This is a genomic window from Kordiimonas sp. UBA4487, assembly GCF_002389025.1.
Taxonomy (GTDB): domain Bacteria; phylum Pseudomonadota; class Alphaproteobacteria; order Sphingomonadales; family Kordiimonadaceae; genus Kordiimonas; species Kordiimonas lacus.
In genome coordinates this window covers 1-15,436 of sequence record NZ_DGNR01000015.1, presented here as the reverse complement: position 1 = coordinate 15,436, position 15,436 = coordinate 1, and the positions used below count along the sequence as shown (strand labels likewise).

28 protein-coding genes are annotated in these 15,436 nt (G+C 54.4%); all 28 read right to left on the bottom strand.

Annotated elements, in window-relative coordinates:
• Positions 1–86: 86 nt before the first annotated feature.
• Positions 87–1,205, bottom strand: a complete 1,119-nt coding sequence (locus B3Z17_RS16470) for a calcium-binding protein (RefSeq protein WP_286830843.1) — start codon at positions 1,203–1,205, stop codon at positions 87–89.
• Positions 1,206–1,387: 182 nt separating this feature from the next.
• Complete coding sequence (gene rplQ, locus B3Z17_RS16465) at positions 1,388–1,813, bottom strand: 50S ribosomal protein L17 (RefSeq protein WP_068307056.1); 426 nt, start codon at positions 1,811–1,813, stop codon at positions 1,388–1,390.
• A gap of 133 nt (positions 1,814–1,946) precedes the next feature.
• Positions 1,947–2,963, bottom strand: coding sequence for a DNA-directed RNA polymerase subunit alpha (locus B3Z17_RS16460; RefSeq protein ID WP_068307057.1), 1,017 nt, complete (start codon positions 2,961–2,963; stop codon positions 1,947–1,949).
• A gap of 88 nt (positions 2,964–3,051) precedes the next feature.
• On the bottom strand, positions 3,052–3,441 hold the full coding sequence (gene rpsK, locus B3Z17_RS16455; RefSeq protein ID WP_068307058.1) for a 30S ribosomal protein S11: 390 nt from the start codon (positions 3,439–3,441) through the stop codon (positions 3,052–3,054).
• Between the two features lie 51 nt (positions 3,442–3,492).
• Positions 3,493–3,861, bottom strand: a complete 369-nt coding sequence (gene rpsM / locus B3Z17_RS16450; protein WP_068144644.1) for a 30S ribosomal protein S13 — start codon at positions 3,859–3,861, stop codon at positions 3,493–3,495.
• 115 nt (positions 3,862–3,976) lie between these two features.
• On the bottom strand, positions 3,977–4,624 hold the full coding sequence (locus tag B3Z17_RS16445) for an adenylate kinase (protein WP_286830842.1): 648 nt from the start codon (positions 4,622–4,624) through the stop codon (positions 3,977–3,979).
• On the bottom strand, positions 4,621–5,952 hold the full coding sequence (gene secY / locus B3Z17_RS16440; RefSeq protein WP_068307060.1) for a preprotein translocase subunit SecY: 1,332 nt from the start codon (positions 5,950–5,952) through the stop codon (positions 4,621–4,623). Before secY ends, B3Z17_RS16445 begins: the two co-directional genes overlap by 4 nt.
• Before the next feature lie 56 nt (positions 5,953–6,008).
• On the bottom strand, positions 6,009–6,464 hold the full coding sequence (rplO, locus tag B3Z17_RS16435; protein ID WP_068307061.1) for a 50S ribosomal protein L15: 456 nt from the start codon (positions 6,462–6,464) through the stop codon (positions 6,009–6,011).
• Positions 6,465–6,487: 23 nt separating this feature from the next.
• Positions 6,488–6,676 carry a 50S ribosomal protein L30 gene (gene rpmD / locus B3Z17_RS16430; protein ID WP_068307062.1) on the bottom strand — a complete coding sequence of 63 codons (189 nt, stop codon included), beginning with the start codon at positions 6,674–6,676 and terminating at the stop codon, positions 6,488–6,490.
• 6 nt (positions 6,677–6,682) lie between these two features.
• Complete coding sequence (gene rpsE, locus B3Z17_RS16425) at positions 6,683–7,258, bottom strand: 30S ribosomal protein S5 (protein WP_068307063.1); 576 nt, start codon at positions 7,256–7,258, stop codon at positions 6,683–6,685.
• Positions 7,259–7,280: 22 nt separating this feature from the next.
• On the bottom strand, positions 7,281–7,634 hold the full coding sequence (rplR, locus tag B3Z17_RS16420; protein WP_068307064.1) for a 50S ribosomal protein L18: 354 nt from the start codon (positions 7,632–7,634) through the stop codon (positions 7,281–7,283).
• A 12-nt stretch (positions 7,635–7,646) separates the two neighbouring features.
• Positions 7,647–8,180: a 50S ribosomal protein L6 gene (rplF, locus tag B3Z17_RS16415; RefSeq protein WP_068307065.1), complete on the bottom strand. Its 534-nt coding sequence runs from the start codon at positions 8,178–8,180 to the stop codon at positions 7,647–7,649.
• Between the two features lie 15 nt (positions 8,181–8,195).
• Positions 8,196–8,594 (bottom strand): 30S ribosomal protein S8, encoded by a 399-nt coding sequence (rpsH, locus tag B3Z17_RS16410; protein ID WP_068307066.1) that lies wholly within the window; start codon positions 8,592–8,594, stop codon positions 8,196–8,198.
• 12 nt (positions 8,595–8,606) lie between these two features.
• On the bottom strand, positions 8,607–8,912 hold the full coding sequence (rpsN, locus tag B3Z17_RS16405) for a 30S ribosomal protein S14 (protein WP_068307067.1): 306 nt from the start codon (positions 8,910–8,912) through the stop codon (positions 8,607–8,609).
• 24 nt (positions 8,913–8,936) lie between these two features.
• Complete coding sequence (gene rplE / locus B3Z17_RS16400; protein ID WP_286830841.1) at positions 8,937–9,497, bottom strand: 50S ribosomal protein L5; 561 nt, start codon at positions 9,495–9,497, stop codon at positions 8,937–8,939.
• On the bottom strand, positions 9,490–9,807 hold the full coding sequence (rplX, locus tag B3Z17_RS16395) for a 50S ribosomal protein L24 (protein WP_068307069.1): 318 nt from the start codon (positions 9,805–9,807) through the stop codon (positions 9,490–9,492). Before rplX ends, rplE begins: the two co-directional genes overlap by 8 nt.
• Positions 9,808–10,176, bottom strand: a complete 369-nt coding sequence (gene rplN / locus B3Z17_RS16390; protein WP_068307070.1) for a 50S ribosomal protein L14 — start codon at positions 10,174–10,176, stop codon at positions 9,808–9,810.
• Between the two features lie 46 nt (positions 10,177–10,222).
• Entirely contained in the window at positions 10,223–10,459 is a 237-nt protein-coding gene (gene rpsQ, locus B3Z17_RS16385) for a 30S ribosomal protein S17 (RefSeq protein ID WP_068307071.1), read from the bottom strand.
• Positions 10,460–10,470: 11 nt separating this feature from the next.
• Entirely contained in the window at positions 10,471–10,662 is a 192-nt protein-coding gene (gene rpmC, locus B3Z17_RS16380; protein WP_068307150.1) for a 50S ribosomal protein L29, read from the bottom strand.
• 19 nt (positions 10,663–10,681) lie between these two features.
• Positions 10,682–11,092 (bottom strand): 50S ribosomal protein L16, encoded by a 411-nt coding sequence (rplP, locus tag B3Z17_RS16375; RefSeq protein WP_068307072.1) that lies wholly within the window; start codon positions 11,090–11,092, stop codon positions 10,682–10,684.
• A gap of 31 nt (positions 11,093–11,123) precedes the next feature.
• On the bottom strand, positions 11,124–11,819 hold the full coding sequence (gene rpsC / locus B3Z17_RS16370; protein WP_068307073.1) for a 30S ribosomal protein S3: 696 nt from the start codon (positions 11,817–11,819) through the stop codon (positions 11,124–11,126).
• Positions 11,819–12,139 carry a 50S ribosomal protein L22 gene (gene rplV / locus B3Z17_RS16365; protein WP_241493421.1) on the bottom strand — a complete coding sequence of 107 codons (321 nt, stop codon included), beginning with the start codon at positions 12,137–12,139 and terminating at the stop codon, positions 11,819–11,821. The genes rpsC and rplV overlap by 1 nt, the downstream gene beginning before the upstream one ends.
• Before the next feature lie 62 nt (positions 12,140–12,201).
• Positions 12,202–12,483, bottom strand: coding sequence for a 30S ribosomal protein S19 (rpsS, locus tag B3Z17_RS16360; protein ID WP_068144706.1), 282 nt, complete (start codon positions 12,481–12,483; stop codon positions 12,202–12,204).
• A 12-nt stretch (positions 12,484–12,495) separates the two neighbouring features.
• Complete coding sequence (rplB, locus tag B3Z17_RS16355) at positions 12,496–13,332, bottom strand: 50S ribosomal protein L2 (RefSeq protein ID WP_068307075.1); 837 nt, start codon at positions 13,330–13,332, stop codon at positions 12,496–12,498.
• A gap of 3 nt (positions 13,333–13,335) precedes the next feature.
• Positions 13,336–13,629, bottom strand: a complete 294-nt coding sequence (locus B3Z17_RS16350) for a 50S ribosomal protein L23 (protein WP_068144713.1) — start codon at positions 13,627–13,629, stop codon at positions 13,336–13,338.
• Positions 13,626–14,246 carry a 50S ribosomal protein L4 gene (gene rplD / locus B3Z17_RS16345; RefSeq protein ID WP_068307076.1) on the bottom strand — a complete coding sequence of 207 codons (621 nt, stop codon included), beginning with the start codon at positions 14,244–14,246 and terminating at the stop codon, positions 13,626–13,628. Before rplD ends, B3Z17_RS16350 begins: the two co-directional genes overlap by 4 nt.
• Before the next feature lie 5 nt (positions 14,247–14,251).
• On the bottom strand, positions 14,252–15,004 hold the full coding sequence (rplC, locus tag B3Z17_RS16340; protein ID WP_068307077.1) for a 50S ribosomal protein L3: 753 nt from the start codon (positions 15,002–15,004) through the stop codon (positions 14,252–14,254).
• A gap of 5 nt (positions 15,005–15,009) precedes the next feature.
• On the bottom strand, positions 15,010–15,324 hold the full coding sequence (rpsJ, locus tag B3Z17_RS16335) for a 30S ribosomal protein S10 (protein ID WP_068144725.1): 315 nt from the start codon (positions 15,322–15,324) through the stop codon (positions 15,010–15,012).
• Positions 15,325–15,436 lie beyond the last annotated feature (112 nt).

Below are 15,436 nucleotides of genomic sequence, written 5' to 3'. Positions count from 1 at the left end.
GGATGGGATGGCCGTGCAGGTTCGCGGGCCTACAGGCCCAAAGGAAGCCACGCTGTGATTTGCGTGGCTTTTCCCAGCGGTCAGGCTTAATCGGGCCAGAAAACCACAACCTCAATATCCTCGATATCGGACATCGTCAGACCGACAAGAAACAGCGCCCCGGCCTCCGCGTCAATCAACAGCCCACTTTGACCGTCCATCGTTTCCTCGGTGGCATTCTGCAACCCTGTTTCAAACAGGACCGCCCAAGCATGGTTGTCGATCACAATGCGGTCCTCAGCTACATCGAAATCGGTCACGGTATTAACGCTGTTGTCGAAATCAAAATAGACGGTATCGGCTCCGTCGCCCGTGATGAAGGTATCGTTTCCGTCCCCGCCACTGAGCCAATCATCGCCTGCGCCGCCATGAAGGGTATCATCGCCACCACGGCCATAAAGCTTGTCATTGTCCGTGCCGCCATAATGCAGTTCGGCGCCGTCACCGCCTATGAGGCTGTCATTACCTTCACCGCCAAACAGGCGCTGTACAATCGTGAAGGACTCGCCTTCGCTCAGCCTATGAAAATTGGTGGGATCTCCGTTGCCGCCATAAATGGCATCGTCGCCATCGCCGCCATAAATGATATCCGGGCCACCAAGGCCATACAGTATGTCGTCGCCGGCACCGCCCCCAATGGTATCAAAGCCATTCGCGCCATAGACTGTGTCTGCCCCCTCACCGGCCCAGACGATATTGTTGAAGCCTTCTGCGAAGCGTTCATCACCAACCGGGCCTGACATGTCGTTGCCGCCGTCGCCGAGTTCACCAGACCCGTCCAGGATCAATTCCGCAAAGGCAGACGCGTCGGCATACAGATATTCGCCGTCATCTCCGGTGTCATCCCAACTGCCGCCAAAGATCAGGTCATTGCCATTCCCCCCCACGAGAACTTCAGCAAAGAAGGACGGATGCGGTTCTTCGATCCAGGCGATTTCGATCACCTGGCTCTCGGCCAGATCCGTACTGACATCCCAATTGCCGGAGCGCAAACCACCACCAATCAGAATATCGTCTCCGTCACCGCCCATGAGCCTGTCCCGGCCCTGTGCGCCGACAAGCACATCATTGCCTGCCCCGCCTGAAATGACAGAAAGTTCTTCACCGCCAACCAAAACGTCACCACCGGGCGTGCCTTCATAATCCAATCTCAGCGTGGATGTCATCTCGTACCTCCATTCTGTCTTGTGCCTTAAAAAGCTTCTAATTACCTATGGTGGTATCTATACGCCCAACCGAATGAACGCTGGCTGAACAGCGCCGTTAACAGCGGCGGCCATGGCGGCACAAAGAAAAAGGGCGCCCCGGTGTGGGACGCCCTTCTCGAATATCGTCAGTGACGGTTGGCTTATGCCGCGTCGTCAGCTGCCTCTTCCATTTCAGCGGTTGGGCCGCTGTCCTGGCCTTTGGCATCTTCGTTGCGGTCAACCAGCTCGATCACAGCCATCGGCGCGTTGTCGCCGTGACGGTAACCAGCTTTGAGAACGCGAGTGTAACCACCAGCGCGCTCTTTGTAGCGGTCAGCCAGCTCGTCGAACATCTTGGACACGAGCGTTTCGTCCTGCAGGCGGGAAATCGCCAGACGACGGTTAGCAAGGCCACCCTTTTTCGCCAGTGTGATCAGCTTTTCTACGATCGGTGCCAGGTCTTTCGCCTTTGGCAGGGTCGTAACGATTTGCTCGTGCTTGATCAGCGCTTGGCTGAGGTTCATGAACATAGCCTTACGGTGGCTAGCGGTCCGATTGAGTTTGCGGCCAGATTTACCGTGACGCATTGTCTTACTCCTGATTGCCTATCCGGCCTTGGGTGAACCATTCACCTAGTACCGGCAGGTGTCCCACTTCACATGTGGGAGGTTTTAAAAAAGAGCGTGGAGCCCCTCATCGGAGAGGCTCCCTACCCCAGGCTTAGTATTCTTGCTCAAGTTTCTTGGCGAGCTCTTCGATATTCTCAGGCGGCCAAGCTGGGAGTTCCATGCCGAGGCGCAGGCCCATGGACGCGAGAACTTCCTTGATTTCGTTGAGCGACTTGCGACCGAAGTTCGGAGTGCGGAGCATTTCTGCTTCGGTTTTCTGAACCAGATCGCCAATGTAAACGATGTTGTCGTTCTTGAGGCAGTTTGCCGAACGAACGCTGAGCTCGAGTTCGTCCACTTTGCGCAGAAGCTGACGGTTGAACGCTGGTTCTTCGTCTTCTTCCTGCTTGGTGGCTTCCTCTGGCTCGTCGAAGTTGACGAAAACAGCCAGCTGGTCCTGCAGGATGCGAGCAGCGAATGCCAGTGCATCTTCAGGCGTTACTGTGCCGTCAGTTTCAACTTCCATCGTCAGTTTGTCATAGTCAAGAACCTGGCCCTCACGGGTGTTCTCAACTTTGTAGCTTACTTTTTTGACCGGGCTGTAGAGCGCATCCACAGGAATAAGGCCGATTGGCGCATCTTCCGGACGGTTGCGGTCTGCAGGCACATAGCCTTTACCAGATGCTACAGTCAGTTCCATGTTCAGCGTGGCACCCTCATCGAGGTGACACAGAACAAGATCTTTATCCAGGATCTCAACGTCAGCCACTTCGCTGATGGCGTCGGCCTTCACCTCACCTGGACCAGAAGCGGTCAGGTGCAGGCGCTTGGAGCCGTCGCACAGCACGCGAACGGGAAGCTGTTTGATGTTGAGGACGATGTCTGTCACGTCTTCGCGCACACCTGGTACGGAAGAGAATTCGTGCAGAACACCCTCAATCTGGATCGCTGTAACAGCACCGCCCTGCAGGGAAGACAACAGCACGCGACGCAGGCCATTGCCAAGCGTCATGCCGTAGCCCCGCTCAAGCGGCTCTACAACGATTTTGGCTTTACGAAGCGGGTCTGCACCCGGCTCAATCGTAACGCCATTTGGTTTAATCAGTTCCTGCCAGTTTTTCTGGATCACGGTGTAACCCTCTTTTTGAATGACGCTGTTATTACAAATTCAGCGCCAAAGGATTCGCGCCAATACTCTTTACCCGAACTCTTGTGCGTTATACGCGGCGGCGTTTGGGTGGACGGCAACCATTGTGTGGAATTGGCGTTACGTCACGAATGCTCGTGATTACAAAGCCAATAGCCTGAAGCGCGCGCAGAGCGGACTCGCGACCAGCGCCAGGACCCTTCACTTCCACTTCCAATGATTTAACGCCATGGTCCTGGGCTTTCTTACCAGCGTCTTCTGCAGCAACCTGTGCAGCGTAAGGCGTCGATTTACGAGAACCTTTGAAACCCATCATACCTGCAGACGACCAGGAGATCGCGTTACCCTGTACGTCTGTGATTGTAATCATCGTGTTGTTGAACGATGCATTTACGTGAGCAACACCATTGGTGATGTTCTTACGCTCACGGCGCTTAACGCGCCCTGTGTCTTTAGCCATCTCTAGCAGACCCTATAATTAAGGGGAGTCCTAAACAGCGGATACCCAAGATTACTTCTTCTTACCGGCAATCGGAACAGCTTTACCCTTACGAGTACGAGCGTTCGTGCTCGTGCGCTGACCGCGTGTCGGCAGTTTTGCACGGTGACGGAGACCACGATAAGACTTGAGGTCCATCAACCGTTTGATATTCATCGCAACTTCACGGCGGAGGTCACCCTCAACAGTGAAATCGGTATCGATCATTTCACGGATCTGAATAACTTCAGAATCCGTCAGTTCCGACACACGACGCTCACGGGGGAAACCGAGCTTTTCGCAGATTTCCGTGGCCTTGGTGCGGCCAATACCGTGAATGTAGGTCAAAGCGATTTCTACTCGCTTGTTGGTCGGAATGTTAACGCCAGCAATACGCGCCACGACCGTTTCTCCTAATAAACAAGTTCACGTCTATACATTACGAATCACAAGACGTGTTGAAGCCGGGGATTATATGAACTAACCCCCGTTCGTCAACCGTCAAGTGACAGTTTCTTTACGCAGCCAAAACTGCGTCGATTTGTGCAGCAACTTCATCAATGGCAGCCATGCCATCAACTTGCTGCAAAGTCCCCTTATCCGCATAATATGGCAACACTGGCGCCGTATCTGCGTAATAAGCTCGCAAACGGCTTCCAAACGTCTCTGGATTATCATCCTTGCGACGGGTGAATTCCGTACTACCACATACATCACACACACCTTCCACCTTCGGCTTCAGGTTCGTGTCATGATAGCCTTCGCCACACTTGGCGCAGGTATAACGTCCGCAGACCCGGTCCACAAGCGCTTCGTCATCGACTTTCATTTCGATAACGGCGTCAAGGTTCAGACCCTGCTCTGCCAGCATCACGTTGAGGGCTTCAGCCTGCGCAACGGTGCGCGGGAAGCCGTCCAGGATAAAACCGTTCTTGCAGTCTTCTTCCTGGATGCGATCACGGATGATGCCGATTACGATTTCGTCAGTTACAAGGCTGCCGCTGTCCATTGCAGCTTTGGCGGCCTTGCCCATTTCAGTTTCCGCGGCCACAGCTGCACGCAGCATGTCACCTGTGGAAAGTTGCACCAGCCCACGGGACTTTTCAATCCGCTGAGCCTGTGTGCCTTTACCTGCACCCGGAGGGCCAAACAGAATGATGATCACCGGCGGCCCCCTTTCAGGCGTGTCTTTTTCAGAAGTCCTTCATACTGCTGTGCCATCAGGTGTGAATGGATCTGGCTTACGGTGTCCATGGTCACATTCACAACAATCAGAAGGCTTGTACCACCAAGATAGAATGGCACAGCTGCCTGGCTGATCAGCACTTCAGGAATGACACACACGATGGAGAGATAGGCAGAGCCAATCACGGTCAGGCGTGTCAGGACATAATCAAGATACTCGGCGGTGCGCTTGCCTGGGCGGATACCCGGCACGAAGCCGCCGTGCTTCTTCAGGTTATCGGCCGTGTCTTCAGGGTTGAACTGAATGGCCGTGTAGAAGAAGCAGAAGAATACGATCATCGCCACATAAAGCGCGATATAGAGCGGTTTGCCCGGGCCGAGGATCGCCGTCACGGTGCTCAGCCACTCTGGACCACCAGCCTGATACAGGTTGGCAACGGTCAGAGGCATAAGGAGCAGCGACGATGCGAAGATCGGCGGGATCACGCCAGCCACGTTAAGCTTCATGGGCAGGTGCGACTTGTCGCCCTGGAACATGCGGTTACCCTGCTGGCGCTTGGGGTACTGGATAATAACCCGGCGCTGGGCGCGTTCACACAGGACGATAAACCAAACCAGGGCAGCGGCGCCAACCAGAAGGGCCAGCAGGATGCCGACAGACATGGCGCCCGTACGGTTCAGTTCAAAGGCTTGCGCAAGGGTCGATGGCAGTTCAGCCACGATACCTGCGAAGATAATCAGGGAAATACCGTTACCGATGCCGCGCTGGGTGATCTGCTCACCAAGCCACATCAGGAACATGGTACCGCCGACAAGGGTAATCACCGTTGTCAGACGGAAGAAGAGGCCTGGGTCAACCACAACACCTGGCTGGCTTTCAAGGCCAGTGGCGATTGCATAACCCTGCACCACCGTCAGAAGCACGGTGCCGTAGCGGGTATACTGGTTGATTTTCCGGCGACCTGTTTCGCCCTCCTTCTTCCACTGAGCCAAAGTCGGGCTCATGGTGGTAAGGAGCTGCATGATAATGGAGGCCGAGATATAGGGCATAATGCCCAACATAATGATCGAGGTGCGTTGGAGTGCGCCGCCGGAGAAGGTATTCACCATATCCAGCATGCCGCTACCCATCTGCGCGAACATATTTGCTACTGCATCAGCATCCAACCCTGGAAGGGGGATGTAACTACACAGGCGGTACACAATCAGTGCACCAAGCGCGAACCAAATTCGTTTTTTAAGCTCTTCGGCTTTGCCGATGGATGCCAAACTAATATTGGACGCTAATTGTTCCGCAGCGGATGCCATAAATACTCCAAGCCCCTTGATCTGTTCTTATATCTCGGCCTTCGCTTTTGCTTAGCTTAAGCGACGGTAACCTTGCCGCCAGCCTTTTCAACAGCTTCTACCGCACCCTTGGATGCGCCAGTCACAGTGATGTCGACTTTGGCTTTCAGTTCACCTTTGGCCAGCAGACGTACGCCGTCGACAACCTTGCCAACAACACCGGCTTCCACCAGCGTCTCAACAGTGATTGGCTTCTTGGCGTCCAGCTTCTTGTCGTCGATCGCCTTTTGCAGACGGCCGATGTTGAGAACCTGGAAGTCCTTCTTGTTCAGGCTGGTGAAACCACGCTTTGGAAGGCGGCGGTAGATTGGCATCTGACCACCTTCAAAACCGTTGATCGCCACACCTGAACGGGCTTTTTGGCCTTTGTGACCGGAACCGGCAGTTTTACCTTTGCCGGAACCGATACCACGACCCACGCGCATTGCAGATTTGCGAGCGCCTGGGTTGTCACGAAGTTCGTTGATTTTCATCAGTCTTCTCCGAACGCGCCGGCTTAATCTTCAACGCGCACCAGGTGGTGCACCTTGTTGATCATGCCGCGTACAGCAGGAGTATCCTCGAGCTCACGCGTTTTGTGCATTTTATTAAGACCCAGGCCAACCAGCGTCTGACGCTGGTCGTTCTGGCGGCGGATTGGGCTACCAATCTGGGTGACTTTAATAGTTTTTTTCTTCGCAGCCATTGATCATTACTCCGCTTGTGCTTCGTCAGCAGCGTCGTCAGCAGCACCGTCAACGACTTTGATGTCGCCACGACGAGCTACGATGTCAGCTACTTTCTTGCCACGGGCCGCTGCGACCTGACGTGGGGAGTTCTGTTTCGTCAGAGCGTCGATCGTAGCCCGTACCATGTTGTACGGGTTCGATGAGCCCTGCGACTTCGTCACCACGTCCTGTACGCCGAGTGCTTCAAACACTGCGCGCATCGGACCACCTGCGATGATACCGGTACCAGCCTGAGCAGTCCGCAGCAGTACCCGACCAGCGCCCCAACGGCCCTTAATGTCGTGGTGCAGCGTGCGACCCTCACGGAGAGGTACACGAACCATGTTTTTCTTTGCAGCTTCAGTTGCTTTCCGGATGGCTTCAGGAACCTCACGGGCCTTACCATTACCGAAACCTACACGGCCACGTTGGTCACCAACCACTACGAGAGCGGCGAAACCAAACCGACGACCACCTTTAACAACTTTAGCTACGCGGTTAATGTGAACCAATTTTTCAATCAGTTCGCTTTCTTCGCGATTGCGTTCTGGGCGTGCCATTGGATTTCCTTTCTATCTCTTCTTAGAATTCCAAGCCGCCTTCGCGCGCCGCATCAGCAAGAGCCTTCACACGGCCATGGTAGATGAAACCACCACGGTCGAAGACCACTGATTTAACGCCCGCAGCCTTGGCTCGCTCGGCAATCAACTTACCAACTTTAGAAGCGCCCTCGATATTCTTGGACGAATCTGCACGCAGGTCCTTCTCAACGGTGGAAGCAGCCGCAAGGGTTGCACCTTTCACATCGTCGATAATCTGCGCATAGATATGCTGGTTTGTACGGTGAATAGAAAGACGCGGCCGACCGCCTGCGCGCTTCTTAAGCGCGATGCGGTTGCGCTGGCGGCGCCGTTCAAATTTATCAATAGAAGCCATTCGTGCCACCCATTATTTCTTCTTACCTTCCTTGCGGAAGATATATTCGCCTGCGTACTTGATACCCTTACCTTTGTAAGGTTCAGGCTTACGGAATTCGCGAATCTTGGCTGCAGTTTCACCGACCTGTTGTTTGTCGATGCCCGAGATAATGATCGTGGTCTGATCAGGCGTCTCAATCTTGATGCCTGCTGGAACCGGGAAATCAATATCATGGCTGTAGCCAAGCTGCAGGTTAAGGGCAGAACCCTTCATTGCAGCACGGTAACCAACACCGGTGATCTCAAGCTTCTTGGAGAAGCCGTCGGTTACACCTTCGATCATGTTGGAAACCATCGTGCGCTGCATACCCCACATGGAGCGAGCACGCTTGGTGTCGTTTACTGGCGTTACCGCGATGCCGGCGTCGTCCTGAGCAACTTCTACTTCAGGAACGAACGTCATTGCGAGTTCGCCTTTAGGGCCTTTTACCGTCAGGTCCGCGCCGTTCAAGGAAACGGTCACGCCGGACGGGATCGCCACTGGCTTTTTACCGATACGGGACATGTCTTCTTCCCTTCCTTAGAATACGGTGCAAAGAATTTCGCCGCCCACATTGCTTTCCCGCGCTTCAGCGTCGGAAAGCACACCTTTCGGTGTGGAGACGATCGAAATACCAAGGCCGTTGTGAACACGTGGCAAGTCACGAACTGAGCTGTAGACGCGACGACCAGGTTTGGACACACGATTGATCGTGCGGATAACCGGTTCGCCTTCGTGATACTTGAGTTCGATGGAGATGGAGGCTTTGTTGCCTTCACCTTCTTCACGCGAATAGCCGCGAATGTAACCTTCACGCTGAAGCACGTCCAAGATGCGCTGACGCGTCTTGGAGGCTGGCGTGGATACAACGGTTTTGCGAGCCTGCAAACCGTTGCGGATACGGGTCAGCATATCGCCGATCGGATCTGTCATCGACATGAGCCTATCCCCTTACCAACTGGATTTTACGACGCCCGGGATCTTCGCAGCGGAGCCTAGCTCACGCAGCGCGATACGGGACATCTTGAATTTACGGTAGTAACCACGTGGGCGACCCGTGACTTCACAACGATTGCGAAGACGCGTAGCAGCGCCGTTACGTGGTAGTTTAGCGAGCTGGAGTGCAGCAAGCCAACGCTCATCTTCGCCCAGGCTCTTGTCATAGACAATCGCTTTGAGCTCAGCGCGCTTGGCAGCATACTTCTCTACCAGCTTTTCCCGCCGTGCGTTCTTGTTCATGGCGCTTTTCTTAGCCATATCAAAACCCTCCTTCGGCTGCCGTTATTTCTTAAACGGCATGTCAAAACCGGCGAGAAGCGCGAGCGCCTCGTCATCGGTTGGAGCCGTGGTGCAGATGATAATGTCCATCCCGCGAACCTGATCAACTTCATCGTAGTTCACTTCTGGGAAGACGATTTGTTCCTTCAGACCCATTGCGTAGTTGCCGCGGCCGTCGAAAGACTTCGGGTTTACGCCCTGGAAGTCACGGATACGTGGCATTGCAATGGTGATCAGACGGTCGAGAAACTCGTACATACGTTCGCTACGCAGAGTCACTTTCACGCCAAGAGGCATGCCTTCACGCAGTTTGAAACCTGCGATGGACTTGCGAGCTTTCGTAACAACAGGCTTCTGACCAGCAATGGCTGTGATCTCGTCAACAACCTTGTCGATCTTCTTCTTGTCGGCAACAGCTTCACCAACACCAACGTTGATGACGATCTTGTCGAGTTTTGGAACCTGCATCGGGTTTTTGTAGCCGAACTGCTCCTGCAGGGAAGCACGTACTTTTTCTTCGTACATCGTACGAAGACGTGGCAATGCTTTAGTTGCTTTAGCCATCGATCACCTCCCCGGACTTTTTCGCAAAGCGAACCTTGCGACCGTCTTCGAGAACTTTGAAACCAACACGAGTAGGAGCGCCGTCCTTCGGATCTTCAATCATCAGATTGGAGAGCTGGATAGCAGCTTCTTTCGTCTCAATACCGCCTGCGCTCGCCTGAGTAGGACGGTTGTGCTTCTTGATCAGGTTTACACCCGATACAACGGCACGACCCTGCTTAGGGATAACAGACGTGATTTCGCCGCGCTTGCCTTTGTCTTTACCGGCAATCACAACGACCTTGTCACCTTTTTTAAGTTTCGCGGCCATTTAGAGTACCTCCGGTGCAAGCGAGATGATTTTCATATGCTTCTTTGCACGCAGTTCACGCACGACTGGGCCAAAAATACGGGTACCAATCGGCTCATGGTTCTTGTTTACCAGTACTGCAGCGTTACGGTCGAAACGGATGGCAGTGCCATCGTTGCGGCGAACTTCTTTAGCAGTACGAACGATGACGGCGCGATGCACGTCACCTTTTTTTACACGACCCCGTGGGATCGCTTCCTTTACGGAGACGACAATAATGTCGCCTACTCCAGCGGTTTTGCGCTTGGAACCACCAAGCACTTTAATGCACTGCACCCTCTTGGCCCCGGAGTTATCGGCCACGTCGAGGTTGGTTTGCATCTGAATCATGGGTTACACCCTTTGTTATTGCCGACGAATAGCAAGAAGGTGAGGCCTAAGCCTCACCGCCTACTACACGCCAGGTCTTCAGTTTCGAAATAGGACGACATTCCTCAATACGGACTGTCTCCCCAACCTGAATGCTGTTGCTCTCATCGTGAGCGTGGTACTTCTTAGAGCGTCGAATAATTTTGTCAAGCAAAGGATGCTTAATACGACGTTCTACTTTTACAACAACGGTTTTTTCGCCTTTGTTGCTTACCACAGTTCCTTGCAGAATACGCTTTGGCATGGGTTTACTCCTTACGCCTCAGCCGACTGACCCAGGATCGTTTGGATCCGGGCTACGTCGCGACGGATCTCGCGTACGCGAGCCGTGTTTTCGAGTTGGCCAGACGCCGCCTGAAAGCGCAGGTTAAGCTGCTCTTTTTTCAGGTCTTCGAGCTCTTTACGGAGCTCGTCTTGCGACTTTTGGCGAAGATCAGCTGCCTTCATCATTTTTCTCCGTTAGCTCTTAATGCATCCGTTCCACGATGCGAGTTTGAACAGCAAGCTTTGCAGCTGCGCGCTCAAATGCACCGCGGGCCAGTTCTTCAGAGACGCCGTCGATCTCAAACATGATGCGGCCAGGCTTAACCTTGCACACCCAACGATCGACAGAGCCTTTACCTTTACCCATCCGTACTTCGGCAGGCTTCGCAGTCACGGGCACATCTGGGAAGATGCGGATCCAGACTTTACCAGAACGCTTCATGTGGCGGTTCATGGCGCGGCGAGCCGCCTCGATTTGACGAGCGGTTACGCGGCCAGGCGTGGTCGCTTTCAGACCAAACTGACCAAAGTTCAACGAGGTTCCGCCAGGGGCTGTGCCGTGGATGCGGCCCTTGTGGGCCTTACGGAACTTAGTACGCTTCGGTTGCAACATCGTTTGTCGCTCCTACTCTAGCCGTCCACGCCTAGCGGCGGGACGGGCCTCCTTGGCTTTGAACTTCGTTAGCACGGCGTTCATGAGCCATCGGGTCGTGTTCCATGATGTCGCCTTTGTACACCCATACTTTGATGCCGCAGATGCCGTAGGCAGTCAGGGCTTCAGCCACACCGTAGTCGATGTCGGCACGCAGAGTGTGCAGCGGCACGCGGCCTTCGCGGTACCATTCGGTCCGTGCGATCTCAGCACCGCCCAGACGGCCGGCACAGTTGATCCGGATACCACCGGCACCAAGACGAATTGCGCTTTGTACCGCACGCTTCATCGCACGACGGAACGCAACACGACGCTCCAGCTGTTGTGCAATGTTGTCGGCGATCAGTTTCGCATCGATTTCCGGCTTACGGACTTCGACAATGTTGAGGCTTACTTCAGAAGAAGTGAAGTTTGCCACCTTGCGGCGGAGCTTCTCAATGTCGGCGCCTTTTTTACCGATGATCACACCCGGGCGAGCCGAGTAGATGGTCACGCGGCATTTTTTTGCCGGGCGCTCGATCACAACCTTGGAAATGCCGGCTTGCGACAGTTCCTTGGTTATGAACTCGCGGATTTTCAGGTCTTCATGCAGCATCGAGCCGTATTCTTCGCCTTCGGCGTACCAGCGCGAATCCCAGGTGCGGTTCACACCCAGGCGCAGACCAACAGGGCTTACTTTCTGACCCATTATGCAGTCTCCTCTACTTCGCGCACAACGATGCGCAGGCGGCTGAACGGCTTAACGATCTTGCCAACGCGACCACGAGCACGAGCGCGAAAACGTTTCATCGTCAGCGCTTTACCCACAGTTGCTTCAGCAACAACGAGGCTGTCCACATCCAGGTTGTGGTTGTTTTCTGCGTTTGCAATTGCAGACTGCAGAACTTTCTTCACATCAATCGCGGTACGGCGGCGGTTGAAGCTCAGGCTTGCCAGAGCTTTTTCCACTTTCATGCCACGGATCGAGGCTGCCACGAGGTTCAATTTCTGTGGCGAGCCGCGAAGCATTGTAGCGGTTGCTACTGCTTCGTTATCCGCCAAACGGCGTTTTGCAGATTGCTTACCCACAGTTATTTCCTCTTCGCTTTCTTGTCCGCAGCGTGACCGTAGTAGGTCCGCGTTGGAGCGAATTCACCCAGCTTGTGACCAACCATGTCTTCGGTCACATAAACCGGAATGAACTTTTGCCCATTGTAGACATTGAAGGTCAGGCCAACGAAGTTTGGCAGAATTGTAGACCGGCGAGACCAGGTCTGAATTACTGCAGCCGTTTTGCCGCTTTCCAGGGCGCCTTCCACCTTCTTGAGAAGGTGCATGTCAACGAAAGGGCCTTTCCATACAGAGCGTGCCATATTCAGGACTCCTTAGCGTTTCTTGCGCTCGTGGCGCGACCGGATGATAAGTTTGTCAGTCTCTTTGTTAGACCGAGTCTTCTTACCTTTAGTTGGCTTGCCCCATGGCGTCACTGGGTGACGACCACCAGACGTCCGGCCTTCACCACCACCATGTGGGTGATCAACCGGGTTCATGGCAACGCCACGAACGCTTGGGCGTTTGCCCAGCCAACGATTCCGGCCCGCTTTAGCGAGCTTGGTGTTTTGATTGTCAGGGTTCGACACAGCGCCAACGGTTGCGACACACTCGCCGCGTACCACGCGTACCTCACCAGAAGACAGACGAAGCTGGGCGTAACCGCGGTCACGACCGATCAGCTGAGCGTAAGCACCAGCGGAACGAGCGATCTGGCCGCCTTTGCCTTTCTTCATCTCCACATTGTGGATGATGGTACCGATTGGCATGTTGGCGAGCGGCATAACGTTGCCTGGCTTCACGTCCACTTTTTCACCGGCAATCACAGTGTCGCCAGGGGCGAGACGCTGTGGCGCGATGATGTAGGACAGTTCACCGTCTTCATATTTGATCAGTGCGATGAATGCGGTCCGGTTAGGATCGTACTCAAGACGCTCAACAGTTGCTGGCACGTCCCATTTCGCACGTTTGAAGTCGATTACCCGGTAGGTACGCTTGTGACCACCACCAATGCGACGTGCAGTGATGCGGCCCTTGTTATTGCGGCCACCGGATTTGGTGAGACCTTCAGTCAGCGCTTTTACAGGCTTGCCCTTGTGCAGACCGTCACGGTCAACAAGAACGAGGCCGCGCTGGCCTGGGGTCACCGGTTTATATTGCTTGAGTGCCATCGGTTAAACCCCCGTCGTCACGTCAATGCTGTTACCTTCAGCAAGCGTTACCATGGCTTTTTTGTATTCGGCGCGCTTGCCGGTTACACCACGGAAACGTTTTACCTTGCCTTCTTGGCGCAGCGTATTGACCTTCTTCACCTTCACGTCGAAGAGAGCTTCGACAGCGGCTTTGATCTCTGGCTTAGTAGCATCGATCGCAACCTTGAAGGTTACTTGGTTGTTTTCAGAGCCGAGCGTCGCCTTCTCGGTGATTACAGGGCTCTTGATCACGTCATAATGCTTGACCATGCTCATTTGAGCCTCTCCTCGAGTTTGGCGACTGCAGCTTTGGTGAGAACCAGCGTGTCACGACGCAGAATGTCGTACACGTTCGCACCTTGGCTTGGCAGCACATCAATGTTCGGGATGTTGGCAACGGCGCGCTTGAAGTTTTCATTCACTTCAGCACCGTCAACGAACAGAGCGTTAGCAAGGCCGAGCTTCGCGAGCTTGGCTGCCAGTTCTTTCGTCTTGCCATCCTTGAGTTCAGCAACATCAACCACGATCAGCTTGCCGTCCGCTTGTTTAGCAGACAGAGCCGACTTGAGGCCGAGCTTGCGGATTTTTTTCGGCAGGTCGAAGCCGTGATCGCGCACAACAGGACCGAACGCGCGACCACCACCAATGAAGATGTTGGAGCGACGATCACCGTGACGAGCGGTACCACCACCTTTTTGGCGGCCCCACTTTTTACCCGTGCGAGCGATGTCGGAACGGAACTTCACAGCGTGAGTACCGGCCCGGCGCTTGGCAAGCTGCCAGTTCACCACACGGTGCAGGATGTCTGCACGTGCAGTTACGCCAAAGATCGCCTCATCGAGTTCGATGTCGCCGGCTTTCTTGGCGTCTAATGTAAGGACGTTCGTCTTCATGACGCTTATTCCTCGCTAGCTTCTGCAGGGGCTTCTGCTGGTGCTTCAGCCGGAGCTTCAGCAGCAGGAGCTTCTGCTTTCGCAGGGGCGCGGAACGCTGCCGGCATTGGCAGACCTTCCGGAGCGGCCTTTTTCGCAGCGTCAGAGATCAGTACCCAGCCCGACTTGGAACCAGGGATACCGCCTTTAACGAGGATGAGACCTTCATCAACCCGCGTTTCAACAATTTCAAGGCTCTGCACAGTCGTGCGCGCGTCACCCATGTGACCAGCCATCTTCTTGCCCTTGAACACGCGGCCTGGGTCTTGACACTGACCCGTGGAACCGTGCGAACGGTGGGAGATGGATACGCCGTGGGAAGCACGCAGACCGCCGAAGTTGTGACGCTTCATTGCACCAGCAAAACCCTTACCCTTGGAAGTACCAACAACGTCAACGCGCTGGCCTACCAGGAAGTGATCTGCAGTCAGTTCAGCACCAACTTCAACGAGCGCATCAGCGGCAACGCGGAATTCCGCAATTTTTGCCTTTGGCTCAACTTCAGCTTTCGCGAAGTGGCCACGCTGTGCCTTCGAAACGTTCTTTACTTTACGGACACCGGCGCCAAGCTGTACGGCGGTGTACCCGTCTTTCTCTACCGTGCGCTGAGCAACAACCTGACAGCCGTCGAGCTGCAGAACAGTTACTGGCACGTGGTGACCGGCGTCATTGAATACGCGGGTCATACCGAGTTTTTTTGCAATCAAACCTGTACGCATGGGTCTTATCCTTGCAGTTTGATTTCAACATCAACACCAGCAGCGAGGTCGAGCTTCATCAGCGCGTCTACGGTCTGTGGAGTTGGGTCGACAATGTCGAGCAAGCGTTTGTGGGTACGCATTTCGAATTGTTCACGAGACTTTTTGTTTACGTGTGGGCCACGCAGTACCGTGAATTTTTCGATCCTGGTTGGCATCGGGATAGGCCCGCGAACCATGGCGCCCGTACGCTTGGCCGTGTTGGCGATTTCACCGGTGGCTTGGTCAAGCACACGGTGGTCAAATGCCTTCAGGCGGATGCGAATATTTTGCGCTTCCATTGATCTAACACCTTAACAGTGGCGCCGGAACGAGGCCCGGCGCCGTGATTGAATTACGCGATGATTTTAGCAACAACGCCGGCGCCGACAGTACGGCCACCTTCGCGGATCG

What these genes read in the sequence shown, in the direction of transcription:
- rpsN (WP_068307067.1), bottom strand. Translation starts at nt 8,912, where the DNA reads ATGGCTAAGAAAAGCGCCATGAACAAGAACGCACGGCGGGAAAAGCTG.
- rplF (WP_068307065.1), bottom strand. Translation starts at nt 8,180, where the DNA reads ATGTCCCGTATCGGTAAAAAGCCAGTGGCGATCCCGTCCGGCGTGACC.
- B3Z17_RS16470 (WP_286830843.1), bottom strand. Translation starts at nt 1,205, where the DNA reads ATGACATCCACGCTGAGATTGGATTATGAAGGCACGCCCGGTGGTGAC.
- rplC (WP_068307077.1), bottom strand. Translation starts at nt 15,004, where the DNA reads ATGCGTACAGGTTTGATTGCAAAAAAACTCGGTATGACCCGCGTATTC.
- rplR (WP_068307064.1), bottom strand. Translation starts at nt 7,634, where the DNA reads ATGGCTTCTATTGATAAATTTGAACGGCGCCGCCAGCGCAACCGCATC.
- rplP (WP_068307072.1), bottom strand. Translation starts at nt 11,092, where the DNA reads ATGTTGCAACCGAAGCGTACTAAGTTCCGTAAGGCCCACAAGGGCCGC.
- rplV (WP_241493421.1), bottom strand. Translation starts at nt 12,139, where the DNA reads ATGCTTCGCGGCTCGCCACAGAAATTGAACCTCGTGGCAGCCTCGATC.
- rplQ (WP_068307056.1), bottom strand. Translation starts at nt 1,813, where the DNA reads ATGCGTCACGGTAAATCTGGCCGCAAACTCAATCGGACCGCTAGCCAC.
- rpsK (WP_068307058.1), bottom strand. Translation starts at nt 3,441, where the DNA reads ATGGCTAAAGACACAGGGCGCGTTAAGCGCCGTGAGCGTAAGAACATC.
- rplO (WP_068307061.1), bottom strand. Translation starts at nt 6,464, where the DNA reads ATGAAAATCAACGAACTTCGTGACAACCCAGGCGCTCGCAAATCTGCA.
- rplX (WP_068307069.1), bottom strand. Translation starts at nt 9,807, where the DNA reads ATGGCCGCGAAACTTAAAAAAGGTGACAAGGTCGTTGTGATTGCCGGT.
- rpsQ (WP_068307071.1), bottom strand. Translation starts at nt 10,459, where the DNA reads ATGCCAAAGCGTATTCTGCAAGGAACTGTGGTAAGCAACAAAGGCGAA.
- secY (WP_068307060.1), bottom strand. Translation starts at nt 5,952, where the DNA reads ATGGCATCCGCTGCGGAACAATTAGCGTCCAATATTAGTTTGGCATCC.
- rplE (WP_286830841.1), bottom strand. Translation starts at nt 9,497, where the DNA reads ATGGCTAAAGCAACTAAAGCATTGCCACGTCTTCGTACGATGTACGAA.
- rpsS (WP_068144706.1), bottom strand. Translation starts at nt 12,483, where the DNA reads ATGGCACGCTCTGTATGGAAAGGCCCTTTCGTTGACATGCACCTTCTC.
- rpsE (WP_068307063.1), bottom strand. Translation starts at nt 7,258, where the DNA reads ATGGCACGCCCAGAACGCAATCGCGAAGAAAGCGAACTGATTGAAAAA.
- rplB (WP_068307075.1), bottom strand. Translation starts at nt 13,332, where the DNA reads ATGGCACTCAAGCAATATAAACCGGTGACCCCAGGCCAGCGCGGCCTC.
- rplN (WP_068307070.1), bottom strand. Translation starts at nt 10,176, where the DNA reads ATGATTCAGATGCAAACCAACCTCGACGTGGCCGATAACTCCGGGGCC.
- rpsH (WP_068307066.1), bottom strand. Translation starts at nt 8,594, where the DNA reads ATGTCGATGACAGATCCGATCGGCGATATGCTGACCCGTATCCGCAAC.
- rplD (WP_068307076.1), bottom strand. Translation starts at nt 14,246, where the DNA reads ATGAAGACGAACGTCCTTACATTAGACGCCAAGAAAGCCGGCGACATC.
- rpsC (WP_068307073.1), bottom strand. Translation starts at nt 11,819, where the DNA reads ATGGGTCAGAAAGTAAGCCCTGTTGGTCTGCGCCTGGGTGTGAACCGC.
- rpmC (WP_068307150.1), bottom strand. Translation starts at nt 10,662, where the DNA reads ATGAAGGCAGCTGATCTTCGCCAAAAGTCGCAAGACGAGCTCCGTAAA.
- B3Z17_RS16350 (WP_068144713.1), bottom strand. Translation starts at nt 13,629, where the DNA reads ATGAGCATGGTCAAGCATTATGACGTGATCAAGAGCCCTGTAATCACC.
- rpmD (WP_068307062.1), bottom strand. Translation starts at nt 6,676, where the DNA reads ATGGCTGCGAAGAAAAAAACTATTAAAGTCACCCAGATTGGTAGCCCA.
- rpsJ (WP_068144725.1), bottom strand. Translation starts at nt 15,324, where the DNA reads ATGGAAGCGCAAAATATTCGCATCCGCCTGAAGGCATTTGACCACCGT.